Genomic DNA, 16912 nt, shown 5'->3' on the forward strand with positions numbered 1-16912 from the left:
TAACTACTACTTTATAATACAAGGGAGGACTGCGGCATGGTGGAACGGCACATCTCCTGCCTGGACCTGGATCAGATCGCCGCCTCCGGCCAGTGCTTCACCTGGCAGCGGCTGGGGGAGGGACACTACGGTATCCCGGCCCGGGGCAGCTATGTGGAGGCTGAGCAGCGGGGGGAACGGCTGGTTTTTTCCTGCGGGGAGACGGAATTTGAGGCCCTCTGGGCCGACTATTTTGATTTGAGCACCGATTATGAGGCCATCCAGGCCGCCATTGACCCGGCGGACGGCTACCTCCGGGCCGCGGCCCGGTACGGCCGGGGCATCCGGGTGCTGCGTCAGGATCTGTGGGAGGTGCTGGTGAGCTTCCTGATCTCCCAGAACAACAACATCGGCCGCATTACCCGGAGCGTGCAAGGTCTGTGCCGCCGCTGGGGAGAGGAGCGGCGGGCGGGGAGCCGGACCTACTGGAGCTTCCCCTCCCCCGCCGCCCTGGCCGGGGCCTCGGAGTCCGATTTTGCCGCCCTGGGGCTGGGCTACCGGGCCCGGTACCTGGTCCGCCTGACGGCGGAGGTGGAGGCGGCCGGCTATGAGGACTGGGCCCGGCGGCTGCGGGCCGCCGGATCGGAGGAGGCCATGGAGCGGCTCACCGGGCTTTACGGCGTGGGGAAAAAGGTGGCCCAGTGCGTCTGTCTGTTCGGTCTGCACCAGGTGGACGCCTTCCCGGTGGACACCCACATCCGCCGGGTGCTGGAGGCCCACTACCCCGCCGGGTTTGACCTGGAGCGGTACAAAGGGTATGGTGGCATCCTCCAGCAGTATCTGTTCTATTACGATCTGGCTGTGAAAAGTAGATAAAAGAGATGCGGATTTAAGCGGGAACTTAAGGTAAACTTGACAACGAAAAACGGAGGTGATACCATAAAATATCGGAAATGTGGTCCGCGTTTTCGGGACAACATCGGAAAGGGGCGAGGAGCGCATGTCCAGTCTCAAAGACGTCAGTGCCCTGGCGGGCGTCAATGTTTCCACCGTGTCCCGCTATCTTTCCGGCAAGCTCACCGTGCGGAAAGAGACGGAGGATCGGATCAAGGAGGCCATCCGGGCACTGGATTACCGGCCCAACTCGGTGGCCCGGGCGCTCAAGCTGCGGCGGACGGGCACTGTGGGCATCATTGTACCCAACAGCGCCAATCCGGTCTTTGCCGAGATTGTGTCGGGGGTGTACCGCGTCCTCAGCGACTACGGCTACGCCTACATCCAGACGGCCTCGGAAAACGACAAGGACCGGGAACTGACCTGCTTTCAGCAGCTCCAGGAGCGGCAGGTGGACGGCATTCTGGCCATCGGCAGCGCCCGGCCGGGGGACCGCTATGAGCAGTGGGTGGCGGAGGGGGCCATCCGAAAAACTCCCACCGTGTTCATCAACCGTTTTTACGACCAGCCCCAATACCTGCGGGTGCTCACCGACTTTGCCGGGGGAACCTACCGGGCGGCGGAATACTGCCTGCAGCGGGGCCGGAGAAGGGTCGCCATGGTCACGGGCGTTCCCGGACTGGAGGAGACGGCGGTCAAGGAGCGGGGATACCGCAGGTGCCTGGCCGGCCACGGCCTGGAGATGGAGCCCGGCCAGGTGCAGCCGGGCTTCTACCGCTATGAGGAGAGCTACCGGGCGGCGGGCTATATCCTGAAGCTGTTCCAGCCCGACGCCATACTGGCGGTCAACGACCTGGCCGCCATCGCGGCGCTGAACTGCGCCCTGGATATGGGACTGCGGGTGCCGGAGGACCTGGCTGTCATCGGCTTCGGCAACTCCGAGACGGCGGCCTTTACCAGCCCCGGCCTCACCACGGTGGAGCAGCACAAGGCCTACTGCGGCCAGCGGGGGGCCCAGAAGCTGATCGATCTGCTGGAGGGGAAGCGTCCGGCCTCGGAGATGGTGGAGACGGAGCTGGTCCTGCGGGGCAGCGTCTGAAAAGCACAAGAGCGGCGGAGGACCGGGCGGTACGCCCGGTCTCAGCGTGTCGAAAAAGGCCTTTGGCCTTTTTCGACAGAGGGATGCATGACGGACAGGGCTCGATTCTTGCAGAAAAGTCGCCCCGTCCGTCATGAGAGGTGTCATTTCCGACGCGCATGTCGCCGGAAATGACGGAGCTTCCTTTCCTTCCGGCGTCTGCGGACGACGGAACTCTGCGAGACTCTTCTCCAGGAGGGTTTGTCTACAGTCTGGGACCGGGCGGTACGCCCGGTCTTTTTTGTGGGGAAGAGACCGCGGACCATTGCCTTTCTCCTGTAAAACGGGTATGATATACGGGAATAACATCAAGATGAAAAAGGAGCTTTCCCCTATGGAGATTGAATGCTGCAAGGAATTTTTGATGGATACGGCCCGGACCTTGCTCACCACCGACAGCCCCAGCGGTTTCACCGCCAACGCCGTGGCGGCGGCGGAAAAGATCGCCGCGGATCTGGGCTACGCCGCCCGCCGCACCAACAAGGGCGGGCTGATCATCGACGTGCCCGGCCGGGAGCACACCAAAAAGCTGGGCCTGTGCGCCCATGTGGACACCCTGGGGCTCATGTGCCGGGCGGTCACCGACCAGGGGGAGCTGATGATCACCAAGATCGGCGGCCCCATCCTCCCCACGCTGGACGGAGAATACTGCAGGATCTACACCCGGGACGGCCGGGTCTACACCGGCACCATCCTCTCCCTTTCCCCCGCCGCCCACGTCTTTGACGACGCGCTCACCCGGCCACGGGACGAGCAGAACATGGCGGTGCGCATCGACGAGAAGGTGCGCTCCGCCGCCGATGTGGCCGCCCTGGGCATCGAGGTGGGGGACTACGTCTGCTTGGACCCCAAGACCACCGTCACCCCCAGCGGCTTCCTTAAATCCCGGTTCATCGACGATAAGGGCTCGGCGGCCTGCCTGCTGACCCTCTTGAAGCTGATGAAGGACGCCGGGACCCGGCCCCGGTACGACGCCGAGATCCACTTCACCGTCTACGAGGAGGTGGGCCACGGCGGGGCCACCATCCCGGCCGGACTGGACGAGCTGCTGGCGGTGGACATGGGCTGCGTGGGCAGCGATCTGACCTGCACCGAGTACCAGGTGTCCATCTGCGCCAAGGACTCCGCCGGGCCCTACGACTACGAGATGGTGTGCCGCCTGGTGGAGCTGGCCAAGAAAAACGGCGTGGATTACGCCGTGGACGTCTACCCGCACTACTCCTCCGACGTAGCGGTGGCCTGGAAGGCGGGCGGCGACATGAAGGCCGCCCTCATCGGGCCTGGCGTCCACGCCTCCCACGGCATGGAGCGGACCCACTTCGACGGCATGCGGGAGACCATCAAGCTCATCGCACTGTATCTGGAGTGCGCCTGAAATACCCCCGCGGCCTCCCGGCAACTCCCGCCGGGAGGTCATACCAATCCATGCTTGTAACCATGGGGTGGATTTGATATAATAAAGGGTGATTTTCAAGAATCTTGAGGGTAGACCATGAAATATAAAAAGTGGAATTTTACCGCCCCCGCCCGGCCTGAGGTGATGGCCATGGCGGAGGCGGGACTGCCGGTTCTGGCCGCCCTGGTCCTGTGTGCCAGAGGGGTGGATACCCCGGAGAAGGCCCGGGCCTTTTTGGCGGTGGACGGCCTTCCCCTGCCCGACCCCTTCCTGCTCCGCGACATGGACAAGGCGGCCGCACGCATCGAACGGGCGCTGGCTGGAAATGAATACATAGCGGTATACGGCGATTACGATGTGGACGGCATCACCTCCACCTGCCTGCTGACCCGCTATCTGCGCAGCCGGGGCGGCCGGGTGGTCCCCTATATCCCCGACCGCCTGGAGGAGGGCTACGGCCTCAACCGGGAGGCGGTGGACGCCCTCCACGCCGCCGGCGTCACCCTGATTGTCACCGTGGACTGCGGCATCACCGCCGTGGAGGAGACGGACTACGCCGCCAGCCTGGGGGTGGATGTGATCGTCACCGACCACCACGAGTGCAAGGAGCGGCTCCCCGCCGCCGTGGCGGTGGTGGACCCCCACCGGCCGGACTGCCCTTACCCTTTCAAGGCCTTGGCCGGAGTGGGGGTGGCCCTAAAGGTGGCGCTGGCCCTCACGCCCCCGGCGGAGCGCCCGGCGGTGCTGGAGCGCTACGCCGACCTGGCCGCCGTGGGCACGGTGGCCGACGTCATGTGCCTCACCGGCGAGAACCGGGCCCTGGTCCGCCGGGGCCTGGACGTGCTGTCCCGCACCCAGCGGCCCGGCATGAAGGCCCTGATCCGGGAGGCAGGGGCCGAGGGAAAGCCCCTGGCCGCCGACCGCATCGGCTTTACCCTGGCCCCGCGCATCAACGCCGCCGGGCGCATGGGCCGGGCGCCCTTGGCCGCCGAGCTGCTGCTCACCGAGAACCCCGGCCGGGCCGAGGAGCTCTCCCACGAGCTGTGCGAGCTCAACCGGGAGCGACAGAACATCGAGGGGGAGATCTTTGCCGAGTGCCTGGCCCGTCTGGAGCGGGAGGGCACCGGACCCCGCCGCTGCATCGTCCTGGCCGGAGAGGGCTGGCACCAGGGGGTGGTGGGCATCGTGGCCTCCCGCCTGGCCGAGCGCTTCTCCTGCCCCACCTTTATGATCTGCCTCCAGGACGGCCGGGGCAAGGGCTCCTGCCGGAGCTTCGGGGGCTTCAACCTGTTTAAGGCGCTGGAGAGCTGCGCCGAGCTGCTGGAGGGCTTCGGCGGCCACGCGCTGGCCGCCGGCTTTACCATCCTGGCTGAGCACATCGACGCCTTCCGGGAGCGGATGGAGCGCTGCGTGGAGGCGTGGAGCGGCGGGGCCGAGCTGGTGAGCGTGCTGGACGTGGACGCCGAGCTGCCCGACCCGGATCTGCTCACCGTGGAGGAGGTGCTGGGGCTGGACGCTCTCGAGCCTTACGGCGCGGGCAACCCCAAGCCGGTGTTCTGCCTGTCGGGCTGCACCGTGTCCGCCTGCGCCGACGTGGGGGGCGGCCGGCATCTGAAGCTGAAGCTCTCCCGCGGCGGCCGGACCCTGGACGCCATCTTCTTCTCCAGCACCGCCGCCGCCGCGGGCGTGGCCGCCGGGGACCGGGTGGACGTGGCCTTTACCCCCCAGATCAACGAGTTCCGGGGGGCGCGGACGGTGCAGCTTCTGGTGTGCGACCTGCGCCCCGCCCCCACCCGCATGGAGGCCGAGCAGGCCCTGTATGAGCGGCTGCGCCGGGGGGAGAGCCTCACCGCCCAAGAGGCCGCCGCCCTCATCCCCAGCCGCACCGAGTTTGTGGCGGTCTGGCGGTACCTCAGCGGCCACGCCCGGCTGGGCCGGGTGGAGGACACCGCCCGTCGGCTGGCCCGCAGCGTGGCCCGGACTTATGGCATCAAGGAGACCGTCATGCGCACCATGGTCTGCCTGGAGGTGCTGGACGAGCACGGCCTCATCCAGGTGGAGCAGTCCACCGACCACCTGCGCATCTCGGTGCAGGAGGTCAGCGGGAAGGTGGACCTGGAGGCCTCCAAGCTGCTGCGGCATCTGCGGCGGCTGGCGGAGGAGGCATAGCCCTCCGCGACATGGAAAGAAGGTGATGGAATGGACCCGATTTTAGAGCGCTACCATGCGCTGGAGCACAAGATCAGACAATACAACCCCAACGCGGATACCAAGCGGCTGTTTGCGGCCTTCCAGTACGCCGACGACGCCCACAACGGGCAACTGCGCAAGGACGGGTCCCCCTTCGTCACCCACCCCCTGGCGGTGGCGGAGATCGTGGCCGAGCTGGAGCTGGACACCGACTCCATCATCGCCGCCATGCTTCACGACTGCATTGAGGACACCGGCGCCACCCACGAGGAGATTGCCAAGCTCTTCGGCCACGATGTGGCCGACCTGGTGGAGGGGGTCACCAAGCTGACCCGGGTGACCTACACCTCCAAGGAAGAAGAGCAGATGGAGAACCTACGCAAGATGCTCATGGCCATGGCCAAGGACATCCGGGTGATCCTCATCAAGATCTGCGACCGGCTGCACAACATGCGCACCATGAACTACCAGACCCCCCGCAAGCAGCGGGAGAAGGCCCTGGAGACCATGGAGATCTACGCCCCCATCGCTCACCGCCTGGGCATGCAGAAAATCAAGTGGGAGCTGGAGGACCTTTCCCTCCAGTACCTGGACCCGGTGGGCTACCAGGAGATCGCCGACGAGCTGCTCCGCCGCTCCTCCGCCCACGAGGAGTTCATGGCCTCCATCCAGAAGCGCATCCAGGAACGACTGGCCGAGGAGGGTATCCAGGCCACCGTCTACGGCCGGGTGAAGCACATCTACTCCATCTACCGCAAGATGTTCGCCCAGAACAAGACCATGGACGAGATCTTCGACCTGTACGCCTTCCGGGTCATCGTGGACGACATCCCCGAATGCTACAACGTTCTGGGCTGCATCCACGACCTGTTCAAGCCGGTGCTGGGCCGGTTCAAGGACTATATTGGCACCCCCAAGCCCAACATGTACCAGTCCCTGCACACCACGGTCATCGGCCGGGAGGGCATCCCCTTCGAGGTGCAGATCCGCACCTGGGAGATGCACCACACGGCGGAATACGGCGTGGCCGCCCACTGGAAGTACAAGCAGGGCATGGCCAACGCCAAGCTGGGCACTGAGGAGAACTTCGAGTGGGTGCGCAAGCTGCTGGAGAACCAGCAGGACACTGACGCCGAGGACTATGTACGCAACCTGAAGGTGGACCTGTTCGCCGACGAGGTATTCGTGTTTACTCCCCGGGGGGACGTGGTCAACCTGCCCGCCGGAGCCACCCCCATCGACTTTGCCTACTCCATCCACTCCGCCGTGGGCAACTCCATGACGGGGTGCAAGGTCAACGGCCGCATCGTCACCTTTGACTACCAGCTCCAGTCCGGCGACATCGTGGAGGTCATCACCTCCAAAGCCGCCCACGGCCCCAGCCGGGACTGGATGAAGATCGCCAAGAGCAACGAGGCCAAAAACAAGATCAAGCAGTGGTTCAAAAAGGAGCGCCGGGAGGAGAACATCGCCACCGGCCGGTCTATGTTCGAATCCGAGCTCAAGCGCGCGGGCTACACGCTGGCGGCTATCACCGCCGAGGAAGTGCTGCCCGGCGTGCTGAAAAAGGTGCGCTACGGCACCCTGGACGAGCTGTACGCCGTCATCGGCTACGGCGGCATGACCGCCCTGAAGGCGGTCAACCGGGTGCGGGAGGAGATGCTCCGCATCAGCCGGGAAAAAAGCGCCGCCGCCACCGCCGAGAAGCTGGCCGACGGGGTGGTGATCCCCGCTTCCTCCGCCCAGTCGGCCCCCAGAAGCGCGCCCAAGCACTCCGAGTCCGGCATCATCGTGGAGGGCCTGGACAACTGTCTGGTGAAGTTCGCAAAGTGCTGTACCCCCGTGCCCGGAGATCCGGTGGTGGGCTTTATCACCCGGGGCTTCGGCGTGTCCGTCCACCGGGCCGACTGCCCCAACGCCGACCCCGCCCGCCGCAAGCCGGAGGAGGCGGGCCGCTGGGTGAAGGTGGCCTGGGTGGACGGCGACCTGACCGCCTACCAGACCTCCCTGGACATCTCCGCCAAGGACCGCAACGGCCTGACGCTGGATGTGGCCATGGCCCTGTCCACCGTCAAGGTGAAGGTCACCTCCCTGTCCGCCCGGAGCCTGCCCGACGGCTATGCCACCGTGTCCATCTCCCTGGAGGTTCGGGACAAGAATGAGCTGGCCGCCGTCAGCAACAAGCTGGGACAGATCCAGGGGGTCTATCAGGTGCGGAGGGCCTCCGGCTAGGAAAGACGCGGAAAATCCACGCGCAGGGACGCGAAAGCGGCGTGCAGGAACGCCGGTTAGGGAGAGAGAGAAATGACCATAATCAGAGAGATCGAACAAAAAATCTCCGACGCCTTCCAGGGCGGGGAGATCCTCACGCGGGAGCTGCGCCTCACCAGCCGGGAGGCCGACTATATCCGCACCCACTACCAGGCCAGCCTCACCCCGCTCACCGCCGGGGACGGGGCCTGGTATGAAATTTCCTTCCGGGGAGCTGAAAACTGATGGAGACCTCCTTCCTTCCCCTGCTCTTCGGCGGGGACATCAACGTCTACAGCATGGCCCGGGCCTTTCACGAGGCCTACGGCATCCGATCCACCGCCTACGGCAAGTTCCCCACGGGACCCTGCTATCAGAGTGATATCATCGACTACCGCCCCTGCCGGGACATTGAGTCCGACGCCGTATTCGTGGAGAAGGTGACCGCCTTCGCCCACGAGCACCGGGACAAGACGGTGCTGTGCATCGGCTGTGGGGACTCCTACGTCAAGCTGGCCGCCCGCCACAAGGGGGAGTTCCCCCAAAATGTGACGGCCCCCTACATCGACATCGACCTCATGGACGTGCTCACCCACAAGGAGCGATTCTACACCCTCTGCGACCAGTACGGCATCGACCACCCCGGCACCTTCGTCTACCACAAGGAGATGGGCCACGATTTCGAGCTGCCCTTTCCTCCCCCCTACATCTGCAAGCCGGCCAACGGCGTGGCCTACTGGGAGCACCCCTTCGAGGGCAACGAGAAGGTCTTCTGCCTGTCCGACCGGGCGGCCCTGGAGCGCACCCTGGACAAGGTGTACGCCGCCGGGTACCCCGATACCATGATTTTACAGGAGTTCATCCCCGGGGACGACAGCTACATGCGGGTGCTCACCTGCTACTCCGACGAGCAGGCCCGGGTAAAGCTCATGTGCCTGGGCCATGTGCTGCTGGAGGAGCACACCCCCCACGGCATCGGCAACCACGCCGTCATCCTCACCGAGCCCAACGAGGCGCTGTGCCTCAAGTTCAAGGACTTTTTAGAGGCCGTGGGCTTCACCGGCTTTTCCAACTTCGACATCAAGTACGACCAGCGGGACGGCAAGTTCAAGGCCTTTGAGATCAACACCCGCCAGGGCCGCAGCAACTACTACGTCACCGGGGCGGGCTATAACCTGGCCAAAATCCTGGTGGAGGACCGGGTGGAGCACAAGCCCCTGGAGCTGGTCGTCACCCGGAACCGCTCCCTGTGGCGGGTGGTGCCCCAGCAGGTGGCCTATGCCTACACGCCCAAAAAGTATCATGCGGAGATGAAGGCCCTCATCCGGGCGGGGGCGGCGAAAAACCCTTTGTTCTACGGGCCGGACAAGCATCCGACCCGCCGCCTGCGCATGACCAAGAACGCCCTGGGCCACTTTGTCAAGTTCAAGCAGTATTATCAGAAACCGAACTGACCGCGAAAGGAATCGTATGACTGCACAACAACCTCGCCTCGGCATCCTCGGCGGCATGGGACCGCAGGCCACCCAGGTCTTTTACCAGCGCATTTTGGACAAGACCGACGCCCGTCGGGACCAGGAGCACCTGCCCACCCTGATCTGGAGCGACACGGGAATGCCCGACCGCACCCAGGCCATCCTCTCCGGCCAGACCGAGCCGGTATACCAGCGGCTGCTGGCGGATGCCCGGCTGCTGGAGCGGGAGGGCTGCACCGTGCTGGCCATCCCCTGCAACACCTCCCACTATTTTGCAGACCGGCTCCAAAGGGAGCTGTCCATCCCCCTGATGAACATGATCCGCCTGACGGCGGCGGCCATGAAAAAGCGAGGGTGTCGCCGGGTGGGCCTTCTGGCCACCGACGGCACCGTGCGCACCGGCATCTATCAGGCCGAGTGCGCCGCCCAGGGACTGGAGGGGGTGGTCCCCGGCCCCGAGGCCCAGGCGCTTACCATGAGCATCATCTATGACGAGATTAAGCGGGGGGAAAAGGGCAGCCGGGAGAAGTTTGCCCGTATCGACCGGGACCTGCGCGATCGGGGATGCGACGGGGCCGTCCTGGCCTGCACCGAGCTGAGCGTCTACAAGGACTACCACGGGGTGCCCGAGCTGTATCTGGACGCCATGGACGTGCTGGCGGAGGAGAGCATCCGGGCCTGCGGCTATCCCCTGCGGCAAGTGTGAGCCCCAGGCGCAGCGAGGCCAAAAAGAGCTGGAGGCGGGAGAGAGTCAAGGGGCAAGTATGGAGATTTTGGCAAAAAGAATGAGAATTTTGCGGAAAGAACGACACCTCCGCCAGGAAGTTGTAGCCGAGGCGCTGGGTGTGTCCATCAGCGCCTACCGCCGCTATGAACTGAAGGAACGGGAACCCAACGCCCCCACCATTGCGACCATGGCGGATTATTTCGGCGTGTCCGCCGGGTCCGGCCGGAGGCCAACGCCCCGTCCCCCTTGGGGGGACCATCCTACAAATGAGGTGACAACATGAACCTCCCCATCCGCCCTCTGGGCGACTACTGGCAGCTTCTGCAAAAACACGGCCTGCTCTCCTCGGCCCAGCCCCTGTCCGCCGACCTGCTGTCCCGGCCGGTGGCGCTGGTCTCCTGCGACTCCCAGTTGGTGACCCCCGGCACCCTGTTCATCGTCAAGGGGGCCCACTTCAAAGGCCGGTATCTGGCCGACGCCCTGGCCCGGGGCGCGTTCATCTACCTCTCCGACCACGTGTGGGAGGAGGCCGGGGCCGCCCCCTGCCTGCTGGTCAGCGATGTGCGGCGGGCCATGGCCCTGCTGGCCGACTTCTACTACGACCACCCCTCCGGCAAGCTCCATGTGGTGGGTATCACCGGTACAAAAGGGAAAAGTTCCACCTCTTATTACCTAAAGTATATTTTTGACGAGTATGAGGCGGGCAAAAAGGGGCCCGAGAGCGGGGTCATCGGCTCCATCGACACCTACGACGGGGTAGAACGCTTCGAGTCTCACCTCACCACCCCCGAGCCCCTGGACCTGGAGCGCCATCTGGCCAACGCCGCCTCGGCGGGGCTGGACTACCTGACCATGGAGGTCTCCTCCCAGGCCCTGAAGTATGACCGGATGGTGGGCGTGGAGCTCTCCGCCGCCGTGTTCCTGAACATCGGCTACGACCACATCTCCCCCATCGAGCACCCGGATTTTGAGGACTACTTCGCCTCCAAGCTGCGCATCTTCGAGCACTCCAGCCTGGCAGTGGTCAACCTGGACTCCGACGAGGCCGGCCGGGTGCTGCAGGCCGCCGCCGGCTCCCCCCGGCTCATCACCTTCTCGGAAAAGGACCCCGCCGCCGCCGTCTACGGCTCCAACGTCCGCAAGTCCGGCCACGACATTCTCTTCCGGGTCAAGACCCCCCGGTTTTCCCGGGAGTTCCGGCTGACCATGCCGGGGCTCTTCAACGTGCAGAACGCCCTGGCCGCCATCGCCGTGTGCGAGGGCCTGGGTATCCCCGAGCGGTGTATCTACGTGGGACTGATGAAGGCGCGGGTGCCGGGGCGGATGGAGGTCTATCAAAACGCCAACGAAAGCATCACCGCCATCGTGGACTACGCCCACAACCGCCTGAGCTTTGAAAAGCTGTTCCAGTCGGTGAAGGCGGAGTACCCCGGGCAACGGGTGGTCATCGTCTTTGGCTGTCCGGGCAAAAAGGCCCTGGACCGGCGGAAGGACCTGAGCGAAATTTCGGCCCAATACGCCGACCTGGTGATCATCACCGAGGAGGACCCCGGCGAGGAGGACGTGCTGGACATCTCCCGGGAGATGGCGGCCTACGTGGAGGCAGGGGGCTGCGACTACTCCATCGAGCCCGACCGGGGCCAGGCCATCCGTATGGCCGTCATGGGCTGCGAGGAGCCCACCGTCATCCTCATCACCGGCAAGGGAGCTGAGACCCGCCAGAAGCGGGGCACTGCCTATATTGACTGCGTCTCCGACGTGGAATACACCCGGGAATTTCTGCACGAATACGACGTGGTCCACCATCTGGACGGCATGGAAAAGGTGCTGGGCCTGCTGGACACGCTGCCCCGGCTGGCCGAGAGCGCCGGCAAGACCATCGTGCTCAAGTACGGCGGCTCCGCCTGGGGGGACAACGGGGCGGTGGATTCCATCCTCCGGGACGTGGCGGCCCTCCAGATGGCGGGGGTCCACGTGGTGCTGGTCCACGGCGGCGGCAAGAGCATCACCGGCTGGCTGGACAGGCTGGGGGTGGAGACCCGCTTCGAAAACGGCTACCGGGTCACCGACGGCGCCGCCATGGACGTGGCCGAGATGGTCCTGTCCGGCCAGGTGAACAAGCAGATCGTCATGGCCCTGCGCAAGCTGGGCGTCAAGGCCGCCGGCGTGTCCGGCAAGGACGGCGGTATCCTCACCGCCCGGCAGAAGGACCCGGCCCTGGGCCACGTGGGGGACATCACCGCCGCCGACGCCGCGCTGATCCAGACCCTGCTGGCCGGCGGGTATGTGCCCGTCGTCTCTCCGATTGCGGCGGGGCAAAACGGGGAAGGCTATAACTGCAACGCCGACGACGCCGCCTGCGCGGTGGCCGAGGCCCTGAAGGCGGACAAGCTGGTCTTCCTCACCGACGTGGACGGCATCCGTATGGACGCCCGCAATGCCAAGACGGCCATCGACCGCCTTACCGCCGCCCAGGCCCGGGAGCTGCTGGACGACGGGCTCATCCAGGGGGGCATGGTGCCCAAGCTGAGAAGCTGCGTCCGGGCCCTGGACAACGGCGTGGAAAAAGTGGTGGTGCTGGACGGCCGCATCGACCACGTGCTGCTGCTGGACGCCGTGTCCGGCCAGACCATGGGCACCACCATCCGCCGGAACTAAATTCGACACACAGCGAGGGAACTATGGAAGAATTCTATGACCTCCAGACCCTGCCCAACGGGGTCCGCATCGTCACCGAGCACGTCCCCGCCGTCCGCTCGGCCTGCCTGGGCCTGTGGGTGGGCACCGGCTCCCGCCACGAGAAGGCGGGCGAGGGGGGCGCCGCCCACTTCATCGAGCACATGGCCTTCAAGGGCACCGAGCGGCGCACCGCCCGGCAGCTCGCCCAGGAGATGGACGCCATCGGCGGCCAGATCAACGCTTACACCACCAAGGAGTGCACCTGCTTTTACGCCCGCTGCCTGGACGACCACCTGGACCGGGCGGCCGACATCCTGTGCGACATGGTGTTCCACTCCCGGTTCGACGAGGGCGATGTACAGACCGAGCGGGGGGTCATTCTGGAGGAGATCGGCATGTACGAGGACAACCCGGAGGACCTGTGCGCCGAGCGGCTGTCCGCCGCGGTGTACCGCGGGACCCCCCTGGGCCGTCCCATCCTGGGCCGCAAGGCCACTCTGGACAAGATGACCGGAGCCTGGCTGAAGGACTATATGACCGAGCACTACCGGCCCGAAAACCTGGTGGTGGCGCTGGCGGGCAGCTTCTCCCCCCTGGCGGTGGAGGAGCTGAAGGCCCGGTTCATTGGCCTGGAGCGGGGCGCACCCCGGACGCTCAGGCCGGTGCGCTACACCCCCGCCGTCACCCTGAAAAAGAAGGCCACCGAGCAAAACCACCTGACTCTGGCCTTCCCCGGCCTGCCCTACGGCCACGAAAAGCGCTTTACCCTTCAGCTTTTGTCCACCATGCTGGGCTCCGGCATGTCCTCCCGGCTGTGGCAGGAGCTGCGGGAGAAGCGGGGACTGTGCTATTCGGTGTATACCTACGGGGCGGGCCACGCCGAGACCGGGCTGTTCGCCGTCTACACCGCCCTGAGCCAGGAGACCGAGACCCAGGCGCTGGAGACCATCTGCGCCCTGGTGCGGGAGTTCGCCGAGCACGGCCCCGGGCCGGAGGAGCTGGATCGGGCCCGGGAGCTGTCCAAGGCCAACGTGCTCATGGGATTGGAGTCCACCCAGTCCCGCATGAGCGCCCTGGGCCGGGGGACCCTGCTCCAGGACCGGGCCCTCACCACCGACGAGGTTATCGCCGCCTACGACGCCGTGACGGCGGAGGATGTGCGGGACCTGGCCGGGGAGCTCTTCGACTTCCAGCGGGCCTCCCTGTCCGTGGTGGGCCGGGTAGGTGGCGAGGAGCGCTACCGGAGCATATTGGGACAATGAAAGACGGGGCGCGCCGGACTTCCGGCGCGCCCCATCTGTTCAACGGGTCACTTCTTTGCGGCTGGTCCGCCCCACCAGGTAGTCTAGACTGACCTGATAGTAATCCGCTAGCTGCACCAAGAGGCGAAGAGGAATTTCCCGTTCTTCACGCTCATATTTGGAATAAAGAGACTGGTCGCAGCCCAGAAAGGCAGAAATTTGTCCCTGGGTCAGATCGTGATCCTCTCGGAGGTCTCTCAGTCGGGTCTGCAAATCACATCACCTCGCCAATCAGTATAGCTTAGGACAGTGTGTACGATTGACAAAAAGGACCATTTGTCCTGGCCTTTGGATATGACGAATAGAGACGAAAACTGGGGGCGCGCCGGACTTCCGGCGCGCCCCATCTGTTCAACGGGGTAGCTTGGGGTTTGGGGTGCGGTCCAATAAAAAATCAACGCTGACCTGATAGTAATCCGCAAGCCTGAGAAGGACAGGCGCAGTCCATTCGATTTTACCGGTCTCATACTGCGAGTAGGTATTCTGTGCTACCCCCAGGATTGCCGCAACTTGGGCCTGACTCAAGCCCCTTTCCTCCCGCAGAGTGCGGATCGCCTCAAAAATCACATCAACCACCTCCAGGACAGTTTAACGTATCTGAATAAAAGATATTGACTTTTATCTTGAATACAGATAGAATAAATGTGAGGTGATGAAGATGTCCGACAAACTGCGGGAGATCTTTTTCGGGCAATACGACCCCCTGGCCCGGGCGGCGCCGCAGGGGGAGAAATTCGACCGGGTATTCGACGAGCTGGAGGAGCTGGAGCAGCGGCTGCGCTCGGCGCTGCCCGGCGAACAGTGGGAGCAGGTCTGGCGGCACACGTTGCTGACGGCCCAGCTCCGGGATATGGCCTATGCCGACTACTTTGCCGAGGGGTTCCGGCTGGCCCAGGAGCTGTACCGGCATCCAGGCGCATAAAAAGCAGCGGCCTACAGCCGCTGCTTTTTTTGCAGCCGGATATCCTCCCCGAAAAACCGCAGCATATGGTACTCCCCCTCCAGCCGGGAGGCGAGCTGGGGCGTATACCGTCGCCGGATGTCGTCCGGGGTCAGGTTGGTGCTGATGATGGTCCGTTTACCGCCGGTCAGCCGGGTGTTTAGAAGCTGGTACAGGGCCGACTGCACGAAGGGCGTGGTCATCTCGCTGCCCAGGTCGTCCAGGATCAGCAGGTCGCAGCCCAGATACCGCCGGGTGCCGTCCCGGGCCTCCCGGGTGTCGTCCTCGTCCCGGCTGAACTTCTGCGTCTCAAACTGGGCGAAGATGTTCACCGCCGTATCGTAGACCACCGAAAAGCCGTGCTCCGACACCACCCGGGCAATGCAGGCCGACAGAAAGGTCTTGCCCAGGCCCGGCGGGCCGTAGAGCAGCAGGTTCCGAAACGGGAAGGTCCGGAATTTTTGGGCGTAGCTCAGGCAAACGTCGTAAATAAACTCCATGTTCTCCCGGGGGGAAGGACTGCCCAGGGGGGAGTACCAGTCCAGGCTGAACTGGTCGAAGGACTGCTCCCCCAAATCCAGCAGAGAGGACAGCTCCCGGATCTGCTCCTGGGTGCACAGGGCCTTGAGGCAGGCGCACATGCGGCTGCCCACCCAGCCGGAATCCCCACACTGGGGGCAGAAGGGCCGGTCGTCCAGGCAGTCGGCGGGGTAGCCCCGTCCGGTGAGCAGCCGGGCCTTTTCCGCCTGAAGGGCCTGGTTTTCCGCCCGGACCGCCGCGATGGAGGGGGAGGGGTCGCCGCCCTCCTTCAGGGAGGCGGCGATGATGTGGACGATGGTCTGCCGCAGGGCCCGGTCGATCTCCGCCACCCGGGGGAGCTGGCGGTAGATCTTCTGCCGCAGGACCTCCTGCTGCTCCAGCCGGGCGGCCTTCCGGGCCTCCAGGGCCTGGGTGGCCCGGCGCATCACATTGCTGTCGTAGGGCATGTCAGCCTCCCTCCTTCAGGAAGCGGCGCAGCCGCTCCATATCCGCCTGAGCCCGGTCGTCCCCCGGCCCCGGAGCGGGCGGCGCGGCCGGTCCCGCCGCGCGCCGCCAGGCCGAGTCGCCGGACTCCACCTGCTCCACCGTGTGCAGCCCCTTCTGGTGCCAGCTCTTCAGGATGGAGTTCATATAGGCCCAGTTGAGCGAGCCCTTTTTCAGCACCGTGCGCTCGTAGGCCAGACAGATGGTCTCGTCGTCGAAGCCCAGGTCCACCCAGGCCGCGATGTATTTCCGCTCGCCCTCCACCGGGGCCCGGCCGGAGATGCCCAGCCGGGGCAGCAGGCTCCGCTCCCGGCCCGCCAGGGCGGTGAGATGGCGCAGGTGGGCGTCGGCGGCCTCGGGGGTGTCCACCCCCAGCCGGTGCCAGATAAAGCCCTCCCTGCGGATCTGGGACATGCGGGGCTTGCGGCCCGGGCCGTATTTGCGCTCGCTCTCCTCCACGCACCAGGTGGTCAGCATCAGGATGACCTCGGCGGGAAGGGCCAGATAGTCGTACAGGGAGTAGAGAATCTTCAGGTCCGCCGTGGAAAGCAGCTTGCCCAACTGCCTTTGGACCTCCTCCACCAGATGGGGGAAGGAGCCGCCGTTTTCCAGCTCTTTGGCGATGTCGGCGGCGGTGTAGTCCGGGGGACCCTGGGGCTCCGGCGGCGTGGCGGGGAGGGACTCCTCCGCACGCCCGTCCCACAGGCCCAGCCGGGCCAGGGACTCCCCGGCGGCCTTCAGCCGGTCGGCGCTCCAGCCCAGGGCCTTCCGGGCCCCCTCGGCGGAAAACACGCCCCCCCGCCGCAGGAGATAGAGGTACAGCAGGGCGGCGTCCCCGTCCCCGGCCTTGACCAGCCGGTCGGCGCACCCCGCCGCCATGGAGACGATGTCTCCCGGCAGCAGCAGATTCCCGGCCATAC

16 protein-coding genes are annotated in these 16912 nt (G+C 65.3%); 12 read left to right on the plus strand and 4 right to left on the minus strand.

What is annotated here, in order from left to right:
- The first annotated feature begins 36 nt into the window (after positions 1 to 36).
- The 11 genes from B3H64_RS09970 (at position 37) to B3H64_RS10020 (ending at position 13990) form a co-directional block, all read left to right on the plus strand.
- Positions 37 to 855: a DNA-3-methyladenine glycosylase family protein gene (locus B3H64_RS09970; protein WP_238073015.1), complete on the plus strand. Its 819-nt coding sequence runs from the start codon at positions 37 to 39 to the stop codon at positions 853 to 855.
- Positions 856 to 979: 124 nt separating this feature from the next.
- On the plus strand, positions 980 to 1972 hold the full coding sequence (locus tag B3H64_RS09975; RefSeq protein ID WP_286734791.1) for a LacI family DNA-binding transcriptional regulator: 993 nt from the start codon (positions 980 to 982) through the stop codon (positions 1970 to 1972).
- A 373-nt stretch (positions 1973 to 2345) separates the two neighbouring features.
- Positions 2346 to 3386, plus strand: coding sequence for a M42 family metallopeptidase (locus B3H64_RS09980; RefSeq protein ID WP_286734794.1), 1041 nt, complete (start codon positions 2346 to 2348; stop codon positions 3384 to 3386).
- A 117-nt stretch (positions 3387 to 3503) separates the two neighbouring features.
- Complete coding sequence (recJ, locus tag B3H64_RS09985; RefSeq protein WP_286734796.1) at positions 3504 to 5576, plus strand: single-stranded-DNA-specific exonuclease RecJ; 2073 nt, start codon at positions 3504 to 3506, stop codon at positions 5574 to 5576.
- A 30-nt stretch (positions 5577 to 5606) separates the two neighbouring features.
- On the plus strand, positions 5607 to 7829 hold the full coding sequence (locus tag B3H64_RS09990; protein WP_238073006.1) for a RelA/SpoT family protein: 2223 nt from the start codon (positions 5607 to 5609) through the stop codon (positions 7827 to 7829).
- 72 nt (positions 7830 to 7901) lie between these two features.
- The gene (locus B3H64_RS09995; protein WP_050617372.1) at positions 7902 to 8093 is read left to right on the plus strand and encodes a hypothetical protein; all 192 of its coding nucleotides are present in this window, start codon (positions 7902 to 7904) and stop codon (positions 8091 to 8093) included.
- Positions 8093 to 9301 (plus strand): ATP-grasp domain-containing protein, encoded by a 1209-nt coding sequence (locus B3H64_RS10000; RefSeq protein ID WP_238073004.1) that lies wholly within the window; start codon positions 8093 to 8095, stop codon positions 9299 to 9301. Before B3H64_RS09995 ends, B3H64_RS10000 begins: the two co-directional genes overlap by 1 nt.
- Positions 9302 to 9317: 16 nt before the next feature.
- Entirely contained in the window at positions 9318 to 10028 is a 711-nt protein-coding gene (locus B3H64_RS10005; protein ID WP_050617370.1) for an aspartate/glutamate racemase family protein, read from the plus strand.
- Between the two features lie 79 nt (positions 10029 to 10107).
- Positions 10108 to 10332 carry a helix-turn-helix domain-containing protein gene (locus tag B3H64_RS10010; protein ID WP_286734803.1) on the plus strand — a complete coding sequence of 75 codons (225 nt, stop codon included), beginning with the start codon at positions 10108 to 10110 and terminating at the stop codon, positions 10330 to 10332.
- Positions 10329 to 12707, plus strand: a complete 2379-nt coding sequence (gene argB / locus B3H64_RS10015; RefSeq protein WP_286734804.1) for an acetylglutamate kinase — start codon at positions 10329 to 10331, stop codon at positions 12705 to 12707. The genes B3H64_RS10010 and argB overlap by 4 nt, the downstream gene beginning before the upstream one ends.
- Before the next feature lie 23 nt (positions 12708 to 12730).
- Complete coding sequence (locus tag B3H64_RS10020) at positions 12731 to 13990, plus strand: M16 family metallopeptidase (RefSeq protein WP_286734806.1); 1260 nt, start codon at positions 12731 to 12733, stop codon at positions 13988 to 13990.
- Positions 13991 to 14029: 39 nt separating this feature from the next.
- On the opposite strand, the gene B3H64_RS10025 is transcribed toward B3H64_RS10020, so the two are convergent.
- Together B3H64_RS10025 and B3H64_RS10030 are read right to left on the minus strand one after the other, a co-directional pair.
- A complete protein-coding gene (locus B3H64_RS10025; protein WP_286734808.1) occupies positions 14030 to 14242 on the minus strand; it encodes a helix-turn-helix domain-containing protein in 213 nt (70 codons plus the stop codon).
- 138 nt (positions 14243 to 14380) lie between these two features.
- Positions 14381 to 14605, minus strand: coding sequence for a helix-turn-helix transcriptional regulator (locus B3H64_RS10030; RefSeq protein ID WP_349676176.1), 225 nt, complete (start codon positions 14603 to 14605; stop codon positions 14381 to 14383).
- Positions 14606 to 14687: 82 nt separating this feature from the next.
- On the opposite strand from B3H64_RS10030, the gene B3H64_RS10035 reads away from it, so the two are divergent.
- Positions 14688 to 14951 (plus strand): DUF6809 family protein, encoded by a 264-nt coding sequence (locus tag B3H64_RS10035; protein ID WP_286734812.1) that lies wholly within the window; start codon positions 14688 to 14690, stop codon positions 14949 to 14951.
- An 11-nt stretch (positions 14952 to 14962) separates the two neighbouring features.
- On the opposite strand, the gene B3H64_RS10040 is transcribed toward B3H64_RS10035, so the two are convergent.
- Both B3H64_RS10040 and B3H64_RS10045 read right to left on the minus strand, forming a co-directional pair.
- Positions 14963 to 15955: an ATP-binding protein gene (locus tag B3H64_RS10040; RefSeq protein WP_286734815.1), complete on the minus strand. Its 993-nt coding sequence runs from the start codon at positions 15953 to 15955 to the stop codon at positions 14963 to 14965.
- A gap of 1 nt (position 15956) precedes the next feature.
- A complete protein-coding gene (locus B3H64_RS10045; protein WP_238072965.1) occupies positions 15957 to 16910 on the minus strand; it encodes a DnaD domain protein in 954 nt (317 codons plus the stop codon).
- Positions 16911 to 16912: the final 2 nt, after the last annotated feature.

Origin of the sequence: Intestinimonas sp. UBA1698 (assembly GCF_002320075.1) — a bacterium.
In the GTDB taxonomy this organism is placed as follows: Bacteria; Bacillota; Clostridia; order Oscillospirales; family Oscillospiraceae; genus Intestinimonas; species Intestinimonas massiliensis.